Annotated in this window: 21 protein-coding genes; 9 read left to right on the forward strand and 12 right to left on the reverse strand. The window is 65.7% G+C overall.

From position 1 onward, the window contains the following. Positions 1-21: 21 nt before the first annotated feature. Together ACQR1X_RS16715 and ACQR1X_RS16720 are read right to left on the reverse strand one after the other, a co-directional pair. Entirely contained in the window at positions 22-189 is a 168-nt protein-coding gene (locus ACQR1X_RS16715; protein ID WP_315801071.1) for a hypothetical protein, read from the reverse strand. Next, the gene (locus ACQR1X_RS16720) at positions 186-491 is read right to left on the reverse strand and encodes a hypothetical protein (protein ID WP_434895353.1); all 306 of its coding nucleotides are present in this window, start codon (positions 489-491) and stop codon (positions 186-188) included. The genes ACQR1X_RS16715 and ACQR1X_RS16720 overlap by 4 nt, the downstream gene beginning before the upstream one ends. A gap of 75 nt (positions 492-566) precedes the next feature. On the opposite strand from ACQR1X_RS16720, the gene ACQR1X_RS16725 reads away from it, so the two are divergent. From ACQR1X_RS16725 to ACQR1X_RS16735, 3 genes are all read left to right on the forward strand, one after another. Continuing rightward, positions 567-1,004 carry a hypothetical protein gene (locus ACQR1X_RS16725; protein WP_434895354.1) on the forward strand — a complete coding sequence of 146 codons (438 nt, stop codon included), beginning with the start codon at positions 567-569 and terminating at the stop codon, positions 1,002-1,004. Positions 1,005-1,162: 158 nt separating this feature from the next. After that, the gene (locus tag ACQR1X_RS16730) at positions 1,163-1,462 is read left to right on the forward strand and encodes a hypothetical protein (protein ID WP_315801068.1); all 300 of its coding nucleotides are present in this window, start codon (positions 1,163-1,165) and stop codon (positions 1,460-1,462) included. A gap of 131 nt (positions 1,463-1,593) precedes the next feature. After that, the gene (locus ACQR1X_RS16735) at positions 1,594-1,746 is read left to right on the forward strand and encodes a hypothetical protein (protein ID WP_315801393.1); all 153 of its coding nucleotides are present in this window, start codon (positions 1,594-1,596) and stop codon (positions 1,744-1,746) included. 104 nt (positions 1,747-1,850) lie between these two features. On the opposite strand, the gene ACQR1X_RS16740 is transcribed toward ACQR1X_RS16735, so the two are convergent. From ACQR1X_RS16740 to ACQR1X_RS16775, 8 genes are all read right to left on the reverse strand, one after another. Beyond that, on the reverse strand, positions 1,851-2,663 hold the full coding sequence (locus tag ACQR1X_RS16740) for a dienelactone hydrolase family protein (protein WP_434874302.1): 813 nt from the start codon (positions 2,661-2,663) through the stop codon (positions 1,851-1,853). A gap of 396 nt (positions 2,664-3,059) precedes the next feature. Beyond that, positions 3,060-3,575, reverse strand: coding sequence for a hypothetical protein (locus ACQR1X_RS16745; protein WP_315801066.1), 516 nt, complete (start codon positions 3,573-3,575; stop codon positions 3,060-3,062). Between the two features lie 242 nt (positions 3,576-3,817). Continuing rightward, a complete protein-coding gene (locus tag ACQR1X_RS16750; RefSeq protein WP_434899232.1) occupies positions 3,818-4,240 on the reverse strand; it encodes a hypothetical protein in 423 nt (140 codons plus the stop codon). A gap of 9 nt (positions 4,241-4,249) precedes the next feature. Beyond that, entirely contained in the window at positions 4,250-4,417 is a 168-nt protein-coding gene (locus ACQR1X_RS16755) for a hypothetical protein (protein WP_434899233.1), read from the reverse strand. Positions 4,418-4,603: 186 nt separating this feature from the next. Continuing rightward, entirely contained in the window at positions 4,604-5,515 is a 912-nt protein-coding gene (locus ACQR1X_RS16760; protein WP_434899234.1) for a hypothetical protein, read from the reverse strand. A 260-nt stretch (positions 5,516-5,775) separates the two neighbouring features. Then, a complete protein-coding gene (locus tag ACQR1X_RS16765) occupies positions 5,776-6,396 on the reverse strand; it encodes a transglutaminase-like cysteine peptidase (RefSeq protein ID WP_316215995.1) in 621 nt (206 codons plus the stop codon). Between the two features lie 332 nt (positions 6,397-6,728). Beyond that, the gene (locus ACQR1X_RS16770) at positions 6,729-7,343 is read right to left on the reverse strand and encodes a PilZ domain-containing protein (protein ID WP_315801062.1); all 615 of its coding nucleotides are present in this window, start codon (positions 7,341-7,343) and stop codon (positions 6,729-6,731) included. 241 nt (positions 7,344-7,584) lie between these two features. Further along, positions 7,585-8,142: a PAS domain-containing protein gene (locus ACQR1X_RS16775; protein WP_316176996.1), complete on the reverse strand. Its 558-nt coding sequence runs from the start codon at positions 8,140-8,142 to the stop codon at positions 7,585-7,587. Positions 8,143-8,665: 523 nt separating this feature from the next. Here ACQR1X_RS16775 and ACQR1X_RS16780 point away from each other — a divergent pair. Together ACQR1X_RS16780 and ACQR1X_RS16785 are read left to right on the forward strand one after the other, a co-directional pair. Continuing rightward, entirely contained in the window at positions 8,666-9,463 is a 798-nt protein-coding gene (locus ACQR1X_RS16780; RefSeq protein WP_316176998.1) for a rhomboid family intramembrane serine protease, read from the forward strand. A gap of 302 nt (positions 9,464-9,765) precedes the next feature. Beyond that, positions 9,766-10,194: a CBS domain-containing protein gene (locus ACQR1X_RS16785; protein ID WP_434899235.1), complete on the forward strand. Its 429-nt coding sequence runs from the start codon at positions 9,766-9,768 to the stop codon at positions 10,192-10,194. Here the strand turns inward: ACQR1X_RS16785 and ACQR1X_RS16790 are convergent. Further along, positions 10,181-11,200, reverse strand: coding sequence for a patatin-like phospholipase family protein (locus ACQR1X_RS16790; protein ID WP_434838383.1), 1,020 nt, complete (start codon positions 11,198-11,200; stop codon positions 10,181-10,183). The genes ACQR1X_RS16785 and ACQR1X_RS16790 overlap by 14 nt on opposite strands. A gap of 273 nt (positions 11,201-11,473) precedes the next feature. On the opposite strand from ACQR1X_RS16790, the gene ACQR1X_RS16795 reads away from it, so the two are divergent. The 3 genes from ACQR1X_RS16795 to ACQR1X_RS16805 all read left to right on the forward strand — a co-directional run bounded on the left by ACQR1X_RS16795 (position 11,474) and on the right by ACQR1X_RS16805 (position 16,380). Next, complete coding sequence (locus tag ACQR1X_RS16795) at positions 11,474-12,550, forward strand: hypothetical protein (RefSeq protein WP_315801057.1); 1,077 nt, start codon at positions 11,474-11,476, stop codon at positions 12,548-12,550. 73 nt (positions 12,551-12,623) lie between these two features. Then, positions 12,624-12,794, forward strand: a complete 171-nt coding sequence (locus tag ACQR1X_RS16800; RefSeq protein ID WP_315801056.1) for an RNA polymerase sigma factor region1.1 domain-containing protein — start codon at positions 12,624-12,626, stop codon at positions 12,792-12,794. 1,114 nt (positions 12,795-13,908) lie between these two features. Then, entirely contained in the window at positions 13,909-16,380 is a 2,472-nt protein-coding gene (locus ACQR1X_RS16805) for a putative bifunctional diguanylate cyclase/phosphodiesterase (RefSeq protein ID WP_315801055.1), read from the forward strand. A gap of 196 nt (positions 16,381-16,576) precedes the next feature. Here ACQR1X_RS16805 and ACQR1X_RS16810 read toward each other — a convergent pair whose 3' ends face one another. Further along, positions 16,577-17,140: a nitroreductase family protein gene (locus ACQR1X_RS16810; protein WP_315801054.1), complete on the reverse strand. Its 564-nt coding sequence runs from the start codon at positions 17,138-17,140 to the stop codon at positions 16,577-16,579. 306 nt (positions 17,141-17,446) lie between these two features. Between ACQR1X_RS16810 and ACQR1X_RS16815 the strand changes: the two genes are divergently transcribed. Beyond that, complete coding sequence (locus tag ACQR1X_RS16815) at positions 17,447-18,355, forward strand: hypothetical protein (protein WP_434899236.1); 909 nt, start codon at positions 17,447-17,449, stop codon at positions 18,353-18,355. The last annotated feature ends 85 nt before the right edge of the window (positions 18,356-18,440 follow it).

Consider the following 18,440-nt stretch of genomic DNA (forward strand, 5'->3'; position numbering starts at 1 on the left):
GATGGAGCTGTCGGAGATTCCTCACGTCCCTTCGGATTCGCCTGCCTCCGCTGCGCTGGCGACACGTTCGTGGCCGCTCGCCCACAGCGCATGCTGTTCGCTGCCGTCCTGATAGGGATTGGCCTCGGCCGGAATGTTCTCGCGCGCGGCGCGCTCGCCCTGTTCAAACGGATCGGGGTCGGTGCTCATGCTGATGTCCTGCTCCTCTGTTTCGGTTTGGGCTTCGACTGGTTTCTGGACTTGTCGTCCGGCTCGTTCTTCCGTTTGCGCGCAGGCTTGCCTGCGCCATCGCCATCCTCCGCAGCGCTCTTGCGCAGCGCGTCCTTCAGATCCGCCGGTACGCCGTGCTTTTCGAACAGGTCCATGAACGCCTCGTCGGCGAGGTCCTGCAGACTCAGCATCTGATCGCGGCCCAGCTGCTTGAGCTTGTCGAACGTGTCCTCGTCAAAGGCGATCAGCTTGCGCACGGCTCCTTGCTCTCCTCGCCCCATCAATCCTCTCCGATCAACATTCGTTCCGGAACGCGGTCCGTCCGGTCGGGTTGAAGTGTAAAGGGAGACGGTCCCATGGCCAGGTTTTCATTGAGCACTTTGATCGTGATTGCAGGCCTCGGCACGGCCACTGCGGTGTTCGCGCAAGGCGGTGGCGGCGGTGCGGGCGGCGCTGGCGGTGGAGCGAGCGGCGGCGGCGCGCCGAGCGCGGGAGCCGCCGGCGCCGGCACGACCGGGACCGCCGGAAGCGGCAGCAATCCCTCACAGTCATCGCAACCGGGCGCGGCAGGTACCAACGGGACTAACAGCCTGGGCACGGCGCAATCGTCCGGCTCCGGCGCGAGCGGGGCGGGGGCGAGCAATTCCGCTGTCACGATCGGCATGGGTCATGGAGGAGACGGAGGGACCGCTGCAACAGGCCCGAACCGTACCGGTGATGCGACCGATGTGCAGATTCGGCAGGAGAACAACGCGGTCGACCGGAAGGTGAAGAGCATCTGTCGCGGTTGCTGAATGTTGCCCGCCGCTCCAGACGTCACGCAACGACATCGAGATCGCGCAGATGTGAGCGGGTTTGCCCGCGCGCCGTTCCAAATCCGGCTTAGAGACTTCCGGCTGGGAGCACCGAGTACACTGACGCTCTCATGCCGCTTGAATTTGGAGACGGATCGATGCGCAAGAGATTGATGGGATTGTTGGCGGGTGCCGTGATTGCGGCGGCAATGATGCCGGGCATGGCGTCGGCGCACGGGCCGGGCGGTTTCCATCATGGCTTCGGCCATCATGGCTTTGGCCCGGGTTTCGGACTCGGATTCGGCTTCGGTTTTGGCTATCCCGGCTACTACGGATACGGAGGCTATCCCTACTACTACCCGTACACCTACGAGGATCTCGGCGGCTGCTACGTCGCGCGCAAGCGTGTGCGGACAGCGCACGGCTGGCGCTATCGCAACGTCGAGGTGTGTGAATGAAGCTTGGGCGAGGCGCGCCGGCCGATCCGGTCACTTCGCTTTAACGACATCTCGTGACCATTCGTCGCCGCTCCGATCGGCGGAGCGGCAACGGAGAAGTAGCTGGCGCAACGCTTGCATGGGATCCAGGCATGATGAACACACTCACATCCCCTGAACTCACGTTTGTCTTCATGGGCGTCGTCGTCAGCCTGGGCGCCGCGCTGGTTTGGATGGCCTGGGAGCTCGAGCAGGGCGGCAGGCAGCTGGCGAAGATTCGTCGCGACGATCGTCGGCCGCGCTAACAGCCGCCGGTCCGGCGCCCGAGCGCAAGCGACAGCCGGCCAGCGACTTGCGGGAAGTCTCGCGGGAGCAGTCTTCCGTGTTCGCTCGCCCCGGGCCGCGGCTGTCAGCTCAGCACGCCATATTTCTTGAACCACGCCTGCATCTGCGCCCAGCCGTCCTCCGCGGCGTCCTTGCGATAGCTGGGGCGATAGTCGGCGTGGAAGCCATGCGGCGCGCCGGGATAGATCTTGAACTCGGCGGTCTTCTTGTTGGCGGCGAGCGCGGCCTTCATGGCCTCGACGCTGGCGACGGGAATGCCGGTGTCGGCTTCGCCGTAGAGGCCGAGCACGGGCGCCTTCATCTCCGGCGCAAGCTGCGTCGGGCTCTTCGGCCAGGCAGGATTGGGCGGGTCGATCAGCGGGCCGTAGAACGCAACGCCCGCCTTCAGCGCCGAACTATGCGCCGCATATTCCCACACGCTGCGGCCGCCGCGGCAGAAGCCGACGATGCCGAGACGCGAGGTGTCGCCGCCCTGCGACTTGGCCCAGGCCACGGTGGCGTCGAGGTCCGACAGCAGCTCCGCGTCGGGCTTGGCATTTACGATCGGCAGCAGGTCCTTGATCTCGGTGATCTTGGTGAGGTCGGTCCCGCTGCGGAAGTAGTAGTCCGGCGCCACGGCGAGCGCGCCGAGCTTGGCGAGACGACGCGTCACGTCCTTGATGTACTGATGCAGGCCGAAGATCTCCATCGCGACCAGCACGACGGGCGGATTGCTGGCGCTGGCGGGGCGCGCGAAATAGGCCGGCATGTCGCGGTCGCCGACCTTGATCTTCGCATCTCCGGCATTCAAACCATTGGTGTCGGTGGTAACGACCTCGGCCCGCACCGGGCCGGCAGCCAGCGTGTAGCCGGCCGTCACGGCAGCGGACGCTGTCATGAAGCCGCGGCGTGAGAAGGGGGCGACTGTGGTCAGCCCGATGACATCGGACGTCAGTGCTGGATCGGCGGACATGGGGGCTCCTCTGCGTCTTCAGGGCGCATTGAGCCGAGAATTGGCTGGGAAAAGCAAGTCACCAGCCGGAGAGCCGCGGTCGTCGGATCCGTTCCGGGCGGTCGAACGCGCCGCCACAAAGAACAAGGCCGTCGGCGCAGTATGGCGCCAACGACCTTGCCAGCCCCGGATATTGAAATTGGCCCTGTGCCATCCTGAAATTGGCTCGCCATCCGGTGCAGGCAGGATGGCGTGACTCCCGGTTTCAATCTGTGAAGCACTTCACAGGGTCCCGGGAAAATTCGGCGGGAATTCTACGAGCAGGCGTCAGAACCGGGCGTCTCAGGATCGGTTGCGACGATGCCGATGGCTGCTGCGGCTGGCATGGGCGCGGGCGCGGATGCTGCGGTTGCGTGGAGCAGGCGCGGCCTGCTCCGAGCTCTGCGTGCTGGCGAAGGACTGGCGCAGGCCATCGATGGAGTCCTTCAGGGTCGAGACCTGGTCCGACAGCCGCTTGGTGTCGGCCTGCTGGGCCGCGAGCAGGCGGCGCATGCTCTGCAGTTGCTCCTGCATCATCTGCAACTGATCGATCGATTCCTGCTGGGTGGCCTCCAGGCCCTTGGTCTTCTCCACCAATTGCTCGGATGCCTGCACCGTGCGCGCCTGCAACTGCCGCGTCACCGCGCCGCGCTCGGCTTCCGGCGCGCCGCCATAGGCACGCCACAACATGATGCCGCCGATGCCCGCGACCAGCACCACGAGCGTCGCGGCGGCGAGCGCGATCGGCTGGGCGCCCTTGACGGGGCTCGGGCTGAGCTTCTCGGGGTAGCGTCTGGTGTCGCGCGTCACCGGATTCATCACGAAACCACCCAAATTGAAAAAGCTTCGGATGCTCCTCCCGAAAACTGGGAGAGGCGAAAAACTCGAGCAGAGAACGCTGTCCGCCGAGCCCGCAAATCGTGCATCTGGCGAACGAACCATGTCGTCAAGGTTTGATTAGGAAATCCGACAAAAGCGAGGCCTGCAAGCCCGAAATCGCGCGGTCACCGCGGTTCCAGGTCGCGGTCGCGACCAGCCGAAAACGGCGGCCGGACAATTGCTTACTGCGTTGCGCTGCAGTTCCGGCAGATCGTGAGCTTCTGCTTGAGGCGGGCCTCGTCGGCGAGGTCGGCCGCCTGTTCCTCCTCCCAGCTCATCCGGCCCCGATAGCCGGAGCTCGATTGCGCGGACATCACGTCGACCCGCGAGTCGCCACGCCGCTTGGCGCCTTTGCGCGGCGTGCCGATGTCCGGCTCGGCCACCATGTCGGTGTCGGCGTCGGAGGCGGCGACACGGCCGTCCCAGTCGGCCGCAGCGCTCGTCGGCTGCGCGGTAATCACGGCGGGCGTAGCGGCCATCGCCGGCGCGGCTGCAGGTGTGCCCGCCGAGGCCAGCGGTCCCGAGCAGCCCGTGCCGGACATGCAGCAGTTCGCCAGGGTCAGGGCCGCGGCCAGCAAGGTCGCGCTTCGCAGGATCATCATCATGCCGACAACCTAAACCCGACGGTCGAGGGAAAACAAGGTTGGCCGGCCGTTGCCGCGCCCCGCCTGCGACATATCGTCAAAGCAAGGCCAAAAAAAGTTGCGCATCGAGACGGCCTTGCGCGCGGCGATGCCGTGCCTCTCACCGTCCGCGACCGGCGGGAACACGTCGAACTTCAAACTCGGAATTCAATCTGAAGTCGATTTTGTTGCGCGCGATGGCGAACCCATGTGGTATTTGCTAACCGTTGTTCTGCTCGGCCGGGGGCGCGTGCGTGCGTGGTCCAAGACGCAGATCGTGATCGACGAGAGGCAGCTCGGAGGCGCGCGCTGTGACGCGTCGCATCCGCGACGGGCCACCTTTCGCTATGGCAGCCGGACGGGCGCGCGCCCGCTCCCACGCAGCAGAGCGTAGTTCTTCTGCAGCCAGCGGACCAGGCGGGGGCTCACGGTTCTATCGAGCTCCGACTGGAGCGCCTCGACGCGATCCTGCAACTGGAGGAGGTCGCTGTAGCGCGCTCGCATCCTTTCGCTCAGTTGGCCGTGGGTCGTGGCGATCTCGAGCGAGGGGCGGAACGCCTGGTCGATCGTCTTCCGCAGGACGACGTGTAGATTGAGCTGGGGGACGCGATTGTTGTCGGCGAGATGGGCCGGCTCATTCAACATCGTATCGCCGGCGAGACAAGTGATGCCGAGAGCGTCGATCCGGTTTTCGCCCGCATGGGTGACTGCGAGGCACTCGATCTCGTAGCCGTTGGCCTGGGCAAGCTCTCGGAAGAAGAGCGGCGTGTAGCAGAAGTATCCGTGGTCGAGGTAGCCGCTCGCTGGCAGCTGATGGTAGATCACACCGCCGACCTTCATGGCGTCATGCATCACTTCGAAACAGTTCCACTGATTGACGATGTGCTCGGTTGTGCCGAAGTTGAGAACCACGTCGAAATGGCCGCGGAGTCGCGAAGGAAGTTCGTCGAAGTTGAGATCGAGGATGTTGGTGTTCTTCAGCCCGGGACAAACATCGATCGCCTCATATTCGATGTTTGCGAGATCCGTGATCTCGGAAAGCATCGTCGTTCTTTCGTCCGCTCTCGGCGTTGAGAAGTGGACGAGCCGATCAACGGTCATTGCGTCGGGACGCGGCTGCTCCAGGCGCTCGACGATTTCCATGATCTGCTCGGCGCGCGCGAAATAGATGGTCTGCGGTCCGATATCGAGAATTCTGTTCTTGCTGCCGGTCAGATGCCCGTTCCGCTGCAAATAGATCACGGCATCGAGGTTCATTCCCATAGCAATGCCTCGCGCTAAAGGAGAGGCACTCTAGCACCACAGTCTCGGCGCGATCAATCTTCGCGTGTCGATTTGAGACATTGCTGATCTTGGATTGTGTGGTCGGGCTGCAGCCGCCGCCGGCCGGCTCAAAAAAAGTTGCGGCCAGGCCTTGGGGGAGGCCTGGCCGCGCGCGAACCGGTCTGGGACGGGGAGGGGTGGGGATGTGACCGGGTCGCGTAACTCGAATTCCTGTCTCGCCTCTCTGATCAGCGCTATCTGGCGCTGGCGGTGGCCACGGCCGGGCGACCGTCGCCGAGCGAGACCCACACGTTCGGGTCGCTCTGCGACTGCCGCTTGACGAAGCGGTAGCCGGTTTCGGTCCAGGCGACGACGTTCTCGTTCTGATTGTCGAGCACGTACTCGCCCTTGTCGGTCTTCACGGTGAGGACGGCATGTCCTTCACCCTTCTTGTCGCGCACCACCGTGATCAGCAGCGCCTCGCGGGGCCAGCCGGCATCGATCAGCAGCTTGCGCTTCAGCAGCACGTAATCCTCGCAGTCGCCGTAGCCATCCGTCGGCAGCGACCATTTCTCGACCACGCCCCAATGGTCCATGTCGGTGATGGGCTTGACGTTCTCGTTGACCCAGCGATTGACCTTTAGCAGATCGCGCCAGGCTGTCTGGGACAGCACGATGTCGCGGGGCTGCGACGCGCCGCCGCGGCATTCCTCGGGGGTCTCGGTGCAGAACTCGACCCAGCCGATCGGCGCCCGAGCGGTGTCGCCCAGGCTCGCATAGAGCACCCGGTCATCACCGGCATGCGCCATCCCGCCCATCGCCATCAGGAAGGCTGCGACCGCCCACCCTGTTGCCTGTCCCGTCCGCTTGACCATTTTGGCCCCCGTTTTCGTTGGGACCATCTGTCTCACAAAGATTTTTCGCTGCCGCTAAATCGCCACGATGGATTTGACGCAAATCCAAGTAAAACAAAGGGCTTATTCGACTTTCACTTGAATCGAATCTAGCTAAAATTTGAATCATTCGCGGTTGAATCGAATGCGCTGCATTAAGCCGGGAACCGCTGCCGTTGCAGGGTCCCGTGCGCTTTTCCCGCCAACCATTAACTGCGCTGGACTGCCTGTGCGATGGCCGAACGCCACACGGCGCCCGTGGTGGCGGACGCCGTGTGCTCCGTGAAGTTGCGGGATTTCAGAGGCTTGCGGCTTTACCGCGCGGTAACGCTGTCTTCGAGCGTTTCGGCGAGCTGGGCGTGCATGAACTCGATCGCGAAGCCGCCTTCGAGATTTCGCACCACGCGCGCCTGGACGCGGCCGAGCATGACCTGCGATTTCAGCGGCGGCCTGGTCTCCGCCGCAATCGCCGCGCCCGACAGCGACATGTCGATGATGCGGCAGGTCATCTTGGTGCCGTCCTCGAGCGTCAGCACCGCGATCGGGTTGCGCGGAATGATACGGTCGTGGCGGCGATCCTCCGGCAGGTTGAGGATGTCGCGGTTGGCGAGCCAGGTCAGCTGCGCGGCGAGCTTGTCGCGCTTGCGCGCGGTGGCGCCGATCGTCATCGCGAAGCCGTTGTCGATGATGCGGGTGATCTTGCCCTCGACGCGGCCGATATGGTCGAGATAGGCGATCACGCGGTCGCCGACATTGCCGATGCCGGGTGCGAGCAGCGCCAGCCCGCCCGGCGACATGTTGATCACCTGGCAGGGAAACTCGCGCCGGTCGGGCAGCATGTAGCGGCCGAGCAGGTGGACCTTGACCCGCTGGAAACGGCGGCGCTCCTCGGCGGCCGGAAGAGAGAGTTTTTTGTTCGGCAACGCCATGTTTCGCCACTCAAAGCCGGCTCTTAGCGTGCCGGATGATCCAGTGTTGAAACTAAGTCCTGCACGGTTAATTCAGCGTTATCGCAGCACCGCAGGCGTTCATCTTGTTCGCGCAAGACGAGCATTGCCGCTGATGACGGCTCTCTCCGTCATTCCGGGCCTTGTCCGGATGATGCGCTCGCAATGACGGGGAGAGAGCTGGGACCCCGACGAGGCTTACGGGATACGCATCTGCAGGAAGTCAGCGCAGTCCCTCATACACCATCAGGCCGCGGGCGAGCGCGAGCTTGCGCAGCGCGCGCGGCACGATCGGCTCGACCGGCGGATGGATGTAGCGCCATGACACCATCTCCAGCGGGCCGAGCGCGCCCCTTGGCGTCTCGAACGGGGCGAGCAGGCCGGTCAGGCTGATCGGCTCATGCGCGCGGGTCGCGAACGGCAGCAGCAGCAGCTCGAAATGCGCGGTCGTGCGATCCGGCGCCTGCGCCGTCACGCCGGCGATCGCCGGCAGCGTCTCTTCGCAGACCACCGCCGTGATCTCCTCGATCTCGCGGCGGCTGGCCGGCGCGAACTGCGCCGGAAAGCTCCGGTCCTTGACGTCGCCGCCGAGCAGGGCGCACAGCCGCGTGCCGGCCATGCGGAACGGAAAGCCGCTGTCGGCATCGCAGGACAGGACGAAGATGTCGCCCAGCAGCTCGCGCACGGCCGACGGCTCGAAGTCGCAGCGCTCCGGCGCCTTGGCATGGCCGCGCCTGTCGTTCCAATAGGCGAAGAGCTCGCGATTGGACGGATGTTTCATCTCGGTAACCCCTCGCGCCCTCGACGTCACGGGGGACATTGCTGTCCCGCTTTCGTCCAGGCGCCTCCCTGGTTGATTTTCGCAGGAGGGGTGGTGCAGCGTCCATGCCGATGGTGCGATCGTGCCGGCTTTACCCCGGCCTTCCGCGCGTTAAGGTTAAATTAACGATGAGCTTGGCGGCGTCCCGGCGATCGTTAACAATGCGTCCATCAGATCGCGGCCGGACGGTGCAAGGTCCGCCGCGATACGGTGAGGTACACGCAGGCGGCGTCAAACAAGTCTGGTCGTCGCGACGGGGCGGGGTGGGGACAACAACCCCGGGCGCTCCGGACGCGGCAAAGGCCGGCAAGTCTCGGAGGGAGGGTCTTCTCAGGACCCTCCCTCGTTCTTTTTGCGGATCCGCCGCCCTTTCGCCTCCGCTGCCTCCGCCCCGCACATCAACTCTGCCGCCGTGCGCTTGCGCAGGCCGGCCAAAGCCGCCTATCTGACGGATCTGTTCCTCTCGTCGAAGGCGTGCGTTCCGTTGGATTCCTCCTCGTCAGACCTCACGCAGGATCCGCCGCTCCAGCAGGCGCGGGAGCCGATCCTCAATCTGCCGGGCGCACTGACCGCCTACATCCTGCTGATCGCGGTGATCCATCTGCGCGTGCTGCTGCCGGACGAGTGGAACGCAGGGATCATCGACCTGTTCGCCTTTGTCCCGAAACGATACGACCAGACCCTGATGGACGGGGCGTTTCCCGGCGGCACGCCGGCAAAGATCTGGACCTTTTTCAGCTACTCGCTGCTGCACGCCAATCTGGCGCATATCGGCTTCAACGTGCTGTGGCTGCTGCCGTTCGGCAGCGCGCTCGCGCGCCGCTTCGGAGCGCTCAGGTTCTATCTGTTCCTGGCGGTGACGGCGGCGGCCGGTGCGCTGGCTCATCTGCTCACCCATGAGCACGCGCTGGCGCCGATGATCGGCGCCTCGGCCTCCGTGTCCGGCACCATGGCGGCGGCGATGCGCTTTGCCTTCGTGAGCGGCAGCTTCCTGTCGTTCACCCGCGGCGATGCCGATGCAGCGGCCAGGGTGCCGGCGCTGTCGCTGTCGCGTGCGCTGCGCAATCCGCGGGTCCTCGGCTTCCTGGCGGTGTGGTTCGGCGTCAACATCGTGTTCGGCATCGGCGGCATCACGCCCGGCGCCGAGGGCGCCGACGTCGCCTGGCAGGCGCATATCGGCGGCTTCATCGCCGGACTGATCCTGTTTGCGCTGTTCGATCCCATCCCGCATGCGCGTGGCGATGCTGCACCTGCGTTGCCGTCCGACGCGGCCGACCATTAGTTGCCGCGATCCTGCGCTTGCGAGCGCGGGTGATTTCATTCATCATTTGCGTCCACCACAACCGGGACACGTTCCGGGCGAACGAAAGCAGGCCCTTTTGTGCCATGCGGCAGGCCTGCGAAGGGCGTTGCAACCACAACGCGATCCGCTGCGTTGATCAGACGCGGTCGGGCCGGATGCGTTGGATCGGTTGCGCTGCCAGACTGTTGATTGAAGACTCGCTTGACTGACGATCGCTGGAAGCATCGGCCGCAACGACGCCTCGTTCAAGAAGGCGCACCGGCCTTTCAAGGAGACGAGCAATGACAGTACGTGCGATCCTCGACATCAAGGGCCACCAGGTCGAGAGCGTCGAGTCCCAGACCACACTCGCCGAGGCTGCCAAGCGGCTCGCCGAGCGCAAGATCGGCGCGGTGCTGGTGATGTCGGGCAGCCGGATGGCGGGCATCCTCTCGGAACGCGACATCGTCCGCGCGCTCGGCGAGCGCGGCGCCGCGGCGCTGACCGAGCCGGTGTCGAACGTGATGACGCGGCGGGTGGTGAGCTGCAAGCCGGCGGATACGGTCGCCTCGATCATGGAGATGATGACCAACGGCAAGTTCCGCCATCTGCCGGTGATCGAGGGGGGCGGCGTGGTCGGCCTGATCTCGATCGGCGACGTCGTGAAGTGGCGCGTCCAGGAATACGAGACCGAGCAGGAAGCGCTCCGCCAGTATATCAAGACGGCGTAGTCGCTCCGCCGCCGGTCGGCGTGACTGCGCCGATCGCCTCCTGGATTGAATCCAGCGCACGTTCGGCCGCCCTTGTGCCGAACGCGATGAGGTCGGCCGCGCGATGGAAGTCGAACCAGCCGATCTGGCCGACGCGCGGCGAGATCAGCAGGTCCGGCGGATCGCCGGCGAGGCGCGCACGGGTGATCCGGTCCTGCATGATGTTGAAGGCGTCGACCATCACCGACGAGATGCCCGGCCGGCCGCCTTCGCCGAAGAACTGCCGTTTCACCGCGCGCTCCGGCGAGAACAGCCTGCGGAAGCGCCGCTTCGGCGGCGTGCTTTCCATCACCGTCTCCGGCACCTGGACCGGCTGGCCATGCGCGTAGATCGTTGTCGAATGCGTGAACACGTCGCTGGACAGGTTGGCGGCGATCACGATCTCGGCGCCGAGCGCCCGCGCCGCCGACACCGGCACCGGATTGACCATCGCGCCGTCGACCAGCCAGCGGTCGCCGATCAGGACCGGCGCGAAGATGCCGGGCAGGGCATAGGAGGCGCGCATCGCATCGACCAGGCTGCCATGGGTCAGCCAGATCTCGTGCCCTGTGCGAATCTCGGTTGCCACCGTCGCGACCTTCATCGGCAGCTCCTCGATGGTGACGCGGCCGAGCGATGCTTCGAGCTGGGCGGCGAGCTTCTCGCCGCCGATCAGGCCGGAGCCATTGAGGCGGATGTCGAGATAGCCGAGGATGTTGCGCATCTGCAGGCTGCGCGCCCATTCCTCCAGGGTATCGAGCTGGCCGGCCGCATAGGCGCCGCCGACCACGGCGCCGATCGAGGTGCCGACCACGACGTCGGGCACGATGCCGTGGGCCATCAGGGTCCGGATGACGCCGATATGGGCAAAGCCGCGCGCCGCGCCGCCACCCAGCGCCAGCCCGATCACCGGCTTGCGGATCGTCCCGAGACCGACATCGGAACCTTCGGTTCCGCTCGCACGGCGTCCTTTCAGAATATCCAGCACCGAGATCTCCACGCCTACGCATACTGTGTGCAACGAGTCGGCAACGGACTCATGACGCATGACAGCCTAGCACCAGCCTACCAGAAGCATCCTTTATGCCGGGTCGACGGGAGCGCCGGATGCCGCTGATTTGAACGCTCCGCCGGGCAGACTGCGCGCCGCGGGCGCTGAGGCGCCGGAGAATGCGACCAGGTCGCGCGACGTTCGCGCGGTTCCTCAGGGACGGTTGAGTAGAGGCTTGAATTTGCCGCGTTTTCGGTCAAAAGCAGGACGATGACGACAGGTCGCGGGTTCACCAGATTCCGGCGCAGCGGGCGGCTATGGCTTGTGCTCGCCTTGTCGTGCCCGCTGACCGGTTTCGTGATGTCGCCGGCCGCGGCGCAACTGTTCGGCGACCGGCCACCGCCGGTTCCGCCGGCCTCGGTGCCCGATCCCGGCGCGGCGGTCAGCCTGGCGCCCCCCTCCGGCCCCGCCGCCGGGCCCATTCCGCCGCCGGCCCCGCAGGCGCTGCCGGGACCCCCGGTCGCCGCGATCCCCCCCGGCGCGCCGGCCGCGATCCCGCCGGTGGCCGCTCCGCCGGCCGCGCTTCCCAATCAGGGCGTGCTGTCGCTGTCGGCGCGGTTCGGCAAGGACCTGCCGAACATCAATGGCGGTCTGGTCTGGCGCGTGTTCGCCGACCGGCCGGACGAATCTGGCGCCTTCAAGATGCTGCGCGAGGATCGCGGCCCGACGCCGAACATCGTGCTGCCGCCCGGCACCTATGTCGTGCATGTCGCGCTCGGCCTCGTCAGCGCGGTCAGGTCGGTGAACCTGAAGACCGAGACCGATCGCGAATCCTTCGTGCTGCCGGCCGGCGGCCTGCGCCTCGAGGGCAGGGTCGGCACCAGCAAGATCCCGCAGAACCAGATCTCGTTCGCCATCTACAAGGGCAGCCAGTTCGACGGCCGCGAGCGGGCGCCGCTGGTGCCGAACGTCGCCGCCGGCGACATGCTGATGCTGCCGGAAGGCACCTATTACATCGTCTCCAACTATGGCGACGCGAACTCGGTGGTGCGCTCCGACATCCGCGTCCAGGCCGGCAAGCTCACCGACGTCACGGTGACGCACCGTGCCGCGGTCATCACCTTGAAGCTCGTCTCCGACAAGGGCGGCGAGGCGCTCGCCAACACCGCCTGGTCGGTCATCAACCCCGGCGGCGACGTGATCAAGGAATCGATCGGCGCCTTCCCCAAGGTCGTGCTGTCCGAAGGCGACTACCGCGCCATCGCCAAGAACGAAGGCAAGGTGTTCGAGCGCTCCTTCAGCGTCGTCAACGGCGTCGACGGCGAGGTCGAGGTGCTGGCGCGGTAGGACGCGCGAAAGCCTGCAGGGTCAAACCGACTCTCCCCGCTATTGATGAGAACCCATCTCCGAGGAGAGCCGCTTGCAGATATCCGACATCATCCGCCATGCCATCGCGATCGGTGAGCGTAAGGGATGGATCACGTTCGACGAGCTGAATGAGATCTGTCCAGGCAACACCGTCGCATCCGAGGACATCGAGCGGCTCATGGAGGCGCTCAGCGACGCAGGCATTCGTCTGGAGCAGGAGTGATGCGAGCGCAGAGTTTTTGCAGGATCGCGTTCCATCAACGGTGTCGTCCCGGCGAACGCCGGGACCCATACCGCGGATGCTATCGGGGGACGTAGCTGTCAGCGGCCCGCCTCGCCGCGGCCGGTGGCTATGGGTCCCCGCTCAAGGCCGGGACGACGGGGTGATCGTCGAAGCAGTGGTGCGCGACACGACTCGCTAAACTCGCGACGTCTGCCCGTCGAGTTACTTTGTCGCATGAGCCGTAGGGTGGGCAAAGCAGCCGCCGTAGGCGGCAGCGTGCCCACCGTCGATCCGCGCACGCAACAGGAAGATGGTGGGCACGGCGTCAACTGCGATCGTATGCGTGGAGAGGTCACGGTAGCGCCTTTGCCCACCCTACGGCTTTCTGCCAACCGAACTCATTATTTTGCCCGTCGGGTTACTTTGTCGCAGTTATTAGTCCTTGCGCCGTCGGGCAAATCAGGTGGATCTTTCCGCGCATCCCGCCTCGAGATGAGGGGCGTATCGCGGTCGTCACGAGACGCGAGGCGGGGAGCGGTGGGCGTGGTGGATTGCAGCGCGGGGTTGCTCGCGCCGACGAACGATCCGCTGCGCACGGTCAAGTCGCGCGGTCCTGATATCCCGATGCTGATATCAACTCACGTCGAAGCTCTGGCTTCACGTGGGGATGGTGGCCAGAAAGCCCGGCGCACCAGGGAGAACGCGAAGCAGCCGTTAAAGCCATCGCGCAGGGAGGGCCGGGTTTCCGGCTGACCTGTGGTACCTGCCGCCTGCATTTTTTTTCGCAGGCGGGCCACGGGCCTCAGTCGAGGTCCGGCTCTCCCTGCGCCCTCTGTTTGAAGAGGGCGGTTCGATCAGCAAAACTCGGGCAGATCGTGTCGCGAGATCGCGCAGTCACATCCGCATCCGTGCCGTATCTCCCTCTCGTTGGGACAGCGGCGATGAACGTGAAGCGACGCTGTCACAGTCGCTAATGCGCGATAACCATGGAACCACTTAAAACTGTCACAATCGCTGCGCGCCATGCGCGAAGCCAATGCATTTACAGCTCGTTAAAGCCGCGTCTGCTTCAGATACCGCCGGGACCGACAGGGTGGGCGATCGAGTGGGAATGATGAGTGCCGCGACGACCAAGGCGTTGACAACGATCAGCAGCGATCTCTTTGACGACATCCCGGTACTCAGGCGCAAATGGCAGGCCGCATTGAGGCCAGGGCAGCGCCTGCCGCGCTACGAGGACGTGATGCTGGGCAGCCTCGGCCGGCTCGCCGATCACATCGCGGTGCTCAACAACGACGACGGCGGCCTGCAGATTTCGCGCAGCGGTCGCTACGTCCAGCAATGGCTGCAGGACGAACGCTGGGACGTCGCGGTGGAGGCCGTATCGCCGGATTGTGCCACCGTGCTGGTGGAGGCCGCCAATTGCGCGCTCGTCAGCGGCCAGCCCTATCTCGCCCATGCGCATTGCGTGCGCGACGGCATGGTCCGCAGCTATGATGTCCTGGCGTTGCCGACCAATTCGCGGTGGGGCAGCACGCTGGTCGGGACCTACGTCAACGAGCGTGCCACGCAGTACAATCTGCTCGACGCGATCTTCTCGACGACCGATGACGGCGTCGTCTCGCTCGCGACCATCCGCGACAGCGTCGGCATGCCCTGCGATTTCCAGGTGGTCCATCACAATCGCGCGGCCGCTGACCTGCTCAGGCTGCCGTCGGCGACGCTGCAATGGCATCGGCTGAAGCAGGGCGGCAACATGTTGTGCACGCCCGAGGTGATGGCGCGGCTGTTCGACGTGGTCACGCACGGGCGAAGCGACCAGTTCGAGCTCGACAGCGAAGCGCGCAGTCTCAGGCTCGGCGCCCACGCCTTCGGCGACATCATCTCATTGACCATTGCCGATGTGACCGCGCTGAAGCGGCGCGAGGCCTCGTTCCGGCTGCTGTTCGACGCCAATCCGGTGCCGATGTGCATCCTCGACGCCAAGACCGCGCAGATCCTCAACGTCAACGACGCGATGGTCGGGCACTATGGCTACGGCCGGGCCGATCTCCTGTGCATGAACGTCTGGGATCTCTGGCCGCCGGGCGAATGGGAAAGCCTCGATGACGCGCTGTTGCGGCTCGCCGACGGCGATCTGTTTCACCGCGACTGGCGCCATCGCAAGGCTGATGGCAGCGAGATCGAGGTGCTGACCTATGGCCGCGAGATCAGCTTCGATGGCCGCGACGGCGTGCTGGTCGCGATCGTCGACATCACCGAGCGCCGCCGCGCCGAGGCGCGCATCGCCTACATGGCGCACCATGACGGGCTGACCGGCCTGCCGAACCGCGAATTCTTCCAGCAGCGCCTCACGCAGGAGCTCGACGGCGCCTTGTCGGCGGACAGGCGCATCGCGGTGATGTGCATCGACCTCGACCTGTTCAAGACCGTCAACGATTCCTTCGGCCATCCGATGGGCGACCGGCTGCTGCAGGCGGTCGCGGGCCGCCTGACGCAGCAGATGCATGGCGGCAAGCTGGCGGCGCGGCTCGGCGGTGACGAGTTCGCGGTGATCATCCGTCAGGGCGGCGCCGATGACGCCAGCGAGAGCGCCGCGCGTCTGATCGCGGCGCTCAGCGCTCCCTATGACATCGACGGCAATGAGCTCGTGATCGGTGCCTCCATCGGCATCGCGCTGTCGCCGGGCGACGGCGCGAGCTGCGAGGAACTGATGAAGAACGCCGACATGGCGCTGTACCGCGCCAAGCAGGACGGCGGCCGCGTGCATCGGTTCTTCGAGAAGGAGATGGACCGCCAGGCGCAGAAGCGCCGCGACATGGAGCACGATTTGCGCCGCGCCTTCGCGCAGGGCGAATTCGAGCTGCACTACCAGCCGCTGGTCGACGTCGCGACCGGCGCGATCTCCGGCTTCGAATGCCTGCTGCGCTGGCGCCATCCCGACAAGGGCATGATCTCACCGGCCGACTTCATCCCCGTGGCCGAAGACATCGGCCTGATCGTGCCGCTCGGCGAATGGGTGCTGCGCGAGGCCTGTCACGAGGCGGCGCGATGGCCCGATGGCATCAAGGTGGCGGTGAACCTGTCGGCGGTGCAGTTCCGCAGCCGCAATCTGGTGCAGGTCGTGGTGCAGGCGCTGGCACAGTCGGCGCTGGCGCCGGAGCGGCTCGAGCTCGAGATCACCGAGTCGATCCTGCTGGCGGAGACCGAGGCCAATCTGGCGACGCTGCATCAGCTGCGCCAGCTCGGCATCCGCATCTCGATGGACGATTTCGGCACCGGCTATTCCAGCCTCAGCTATCTCCGCAGCTTCCCGTTCGATAAGATCAAGATCGACCGCTCCTTCGTGAAGGACCTCGCGCAGCGCTCCGACTGCCTCGCCATCGTCCGCGCCATCTCCGGCCTCGGCAGGAGTCTCAACATCATCACCACCGCCGAGGGCGTCGAGACATCGGATCAGCTCGACTGGCTGCGCGCCGAAGGCTGCAACCAGGTCCAGGGCTATCTGTTCAGCGCCGCCAAGCCGGCCTCGGAGATCGCGGGGCTATTGGCGCAGTTCGGTGGGCGATCGTCCAAGGCGGCGTGATGGGATGACGGCCGCCACACCCTCAACCGTCGTCCCGGACAAGCGCGCCGTAGGCGCGCGCCGATCCGGGATCCATAACCCCAGGAAGATGTGGTGACGGATGGTGTCGAACGAGCTTGTGTCGCGACTGCCGCCGGTGGTTATGGGTCCCTGCGTTCGCATGCGTTCGCAGGGACGACAGCGGAGATTGTCGCGCTCAGAACCGCGTCACGATGTCCGCCAGCGCCGGGCGCGGGCGGTCCTCGCTCGGCTTGGTCGGCTTGCCGATATGAATGAGACCTGCGAGCTTCTCCTCTGGCTTCAGGCCGAGCCCGTCCATCACGTCGCGGTCGAACATGAACCAGCCGGACAGCCAGCAGCCGCCATAGCCGAGCGCGGTGGCCGCGGTCAGGATGTTCATCGCGCTGGCGCCGGCCGACAGCTCCTGCTCATAGGCCGGCACCTTGGGATGCGGCCGGGTGAAGCTGACGAGACCGATCACCAGCGGCGCTTCCATGAAGCGGTTCTTCTCCACCTCCAGCTCGGCAGCGGTCGCCTGCGGGTTCTTCCTGGCGAAGGCGGATGCAATGACTTCGCCGGCGCGGCGCCGGCCGTCGCCCTCGAACACGATGAAGCGCCACGGCGCGAGCTTGCCATGGTCCGGCACGCGGGCGCCGATGGTCAGGATGGTGTCGAGCTCGGCGGGCGAGGGGCCGGGGCCGCTCATCTCGCGCGGCTTCACGGAGCGGCGGGTCTTCAGCAGTTCAATCGCGTCGGTCACGTCGTCAGGTCTCGTTGGTTGCATGTGCGACAGATAGCATGCGCCCCCGTCGGCAACGAGGCCACGGCACGTCGTTTTGATCGGTTCTACCGCCTCCGCACTGCGCCTCATGTCCCCAGGCCAGTCCCTGCAGCTCTCGCGGTGTCCGGCCGAGAGCTTCGCGCAATGCGACGCGGGAACGGGCGTTGGCTGCGGCCATCTGTCCAAGGCCGCAAGATTGGGTGCGAATTGTCGAACCTGAGGTCGAGCGGTAAAAACATAATGTTGAGAGATCCGCCGAGGGCTGCTCCACGTGCAAGTTCTGACGTGCCGATGACCGTACTGATACCGTCACCTGACGCCGTCGCGCGACTGCGCGCGACACCCGGCTTTGACCAGGCGATGCGAGCCTCGACCGCAGCCGCGGTCCGGCTCTACCGCGGCGACCGCATCCTCAATGCGTTGCTGAGCGATCGGGCAAGGGCGCTGTTTCCGCATGTCGCGCTGTACCTGCACTTCGCCGAGCAGCGCGACGGCGAGCTCGGCCTGACCGTCGGCGCCATGAAGGAGATGTGCGCCAGACTCGATCTGTGCAGTGGCGGCCGCTGCGAGGCGATGCTGGCGCTGATGCGCGCGGCCGGGCTGGTCGCGTCCGCCGCCAATCTCGACCGTCGCCGGCGTCCGCTGGTGCCGACCGACAAGCTGATCGCGCTGCATCGGGAGCGCTGGGGCGTGCAGTTCGACGCCATGAGCGCGGTGCTGCCGGCCGCCGTGGTCTATCGGACGGCGCTGAACGATCCGGCCTTCGTGAAGACCTTCGTGCTCGAGCTCGGCCGCCGCTTCATCGCCGGCCTGCGCGTCCTCGACGGCGCGCCCGAGCTGGAGCCGTTTGCCGAGCGCACAGCCGGCATGGTGATCCTGTTCAGCCTGGCCCAGGGCGCAGGGCCCGAGCAGCCGTTCCCGCCGGATGAACCCGTGCCGCTCTCCATCAACGCCCTGGCGACGCGCTTCTCGGTGTCGCGCAAGCACGTGCTGACGCTGTTGCGTGATGCGGAAGAGAAGGGCCTGCTCGCCCGCGGCACCGACGCCATCACCATCCTGCCGCGCGGCCGCGAGGCGATCGAGCGGATGCTCGCGACGATGTTTCTCTACATGGCCGAATGCGCCGAGGTGGCGCTGCAGGCGGCGGGCAAAGACAGAGCTTCCGCTGATGTTGTTGCCACTGTGTCAGCGTAGCCGTGTAGCCCGGATGAGCGCTCACCGTCGCCCGTCAGGGCGACGGCGGGAGCGACATCCGGGATCTCACGCGTTGTGGCGGCGA

Source organism: Bradyrhizobium sp. HKCCYLRH3073 (genome assembly GCF_051167995.1).
Taxonomy (GTDB): Bacteria; Pseudomonadota; Alphaproteobacteria; order Rhizobiales; family Xanthobacteraceae; genus Bradyrhizobium.

Bases quoted from the DNA above. Each gene is read 5' to 3' on its own strand.
- ACQR1X_RS16745 (WP_315801066.1), bottom strand. From the start codon at position 3,575: ATGAATCCGGTGACGCGCGACACCAGACGCTACCCCGAGAAGCTCAGC.
- ACQR1X_RS16765 (WP_316215995.1), bottom strand. From the start codon at position 6,396: ATGGTCAAGCGGACGGGACAGGCAACAGGGTGGGCGGTCGCAGCCTTC.
- ACQR1X_RS16750 (WP_434899232.1), bottom strand. From the start codon at position 4,240: ATGATGATGATCCTGCGAAGCGCGACCTTGCTGGCCGCGGCCCTGACC.
- ACQR1X_RS16770 (WP_315801062.1), bottom strand. From the start codon at position 7,343: ATGGCGTTGCCGAACAAAAAACTCTCTCTTCCGGCCGCCGAGGAGCGC.
- ACQR1X_RS16775 (WP_316176996.1), bottom strand. From the start codon at position 8,142: ATGAAACATCCGTCCAATCGCGAGCTCTTCGCCTATTGGAACGACAGG.
- ACQR1X_RS16795 (WP_315801057.1), top strand. From the start codon at position 11,474: ATGACGACAGGTCGCGGGTTCACCAGATTCCGGCGCAGCGGGCGGCTA.
- ACQR1X_RS16740 (WP_434874302.1), bottom strand. From the start codon at position 2,663: ATGACAGCGTCCGCTGCCGTGACGGCCGGCTACACGCTGGCTGCCGGC.
- ACQR1X_RS16785 (WP_434899235.1), top strand. From the start codon at position 9,766: ATGACAGTACGTGCGATCCTCGACATCAAGGGCCACCAGGTCGAGAGC.
- ACQR1X_RS16725 (WP_434895354.1), top strand. From the start codon at position 567: ATGGCCAGGTTTTCATTGAGCACTTTGATCGTGATTGCAGGCCTCGGC.
- ACQR1X_RS16760 (WP_434899234.1), bottom strand. From the start codon at position 5,515: ATGAACCTCGATGCCGTGATCTATTTGCAGCGGAACGGGCATCTGACC.
- ACQR1X_RS16805 (WP_315801055.1), top strand. From the start codon at position 13,909: ATGAGTGCCGCGACGACCAAGGCGTTGACAACGATCAGCAGCGATCTC.
- ACQR1X_RS16720 (WP_434895353.1), bottom strand. From the start codon at position 491: ATGGGGCGAGGAGAGCAAGGAGCCGTGCGCAAGCTGATCGCCTTTGAC.
- ACQR1X_RS16730 (WP_315801068.1), top strand. From the start codon at position 1,163: ATGCGCAAGAGATTGATGGGATTGTTGGCGGGTGCCGTGATTGCGGCG.
- ACQR1X_RS16715 (WP_315801071.1), bottom strand. From the start codon at position 189: ATGAGCACCGACCCCGATCCGTTTGAACAGGGCGAGCGCGCCGCGCGC.
- ACQR1X_RS16735 (WP_315801393.1), top strand. From the start codon at position 1,594: ATGATGAACACACTCACATCCCCTGAACTCACGTTTGTCTTCATGGGC.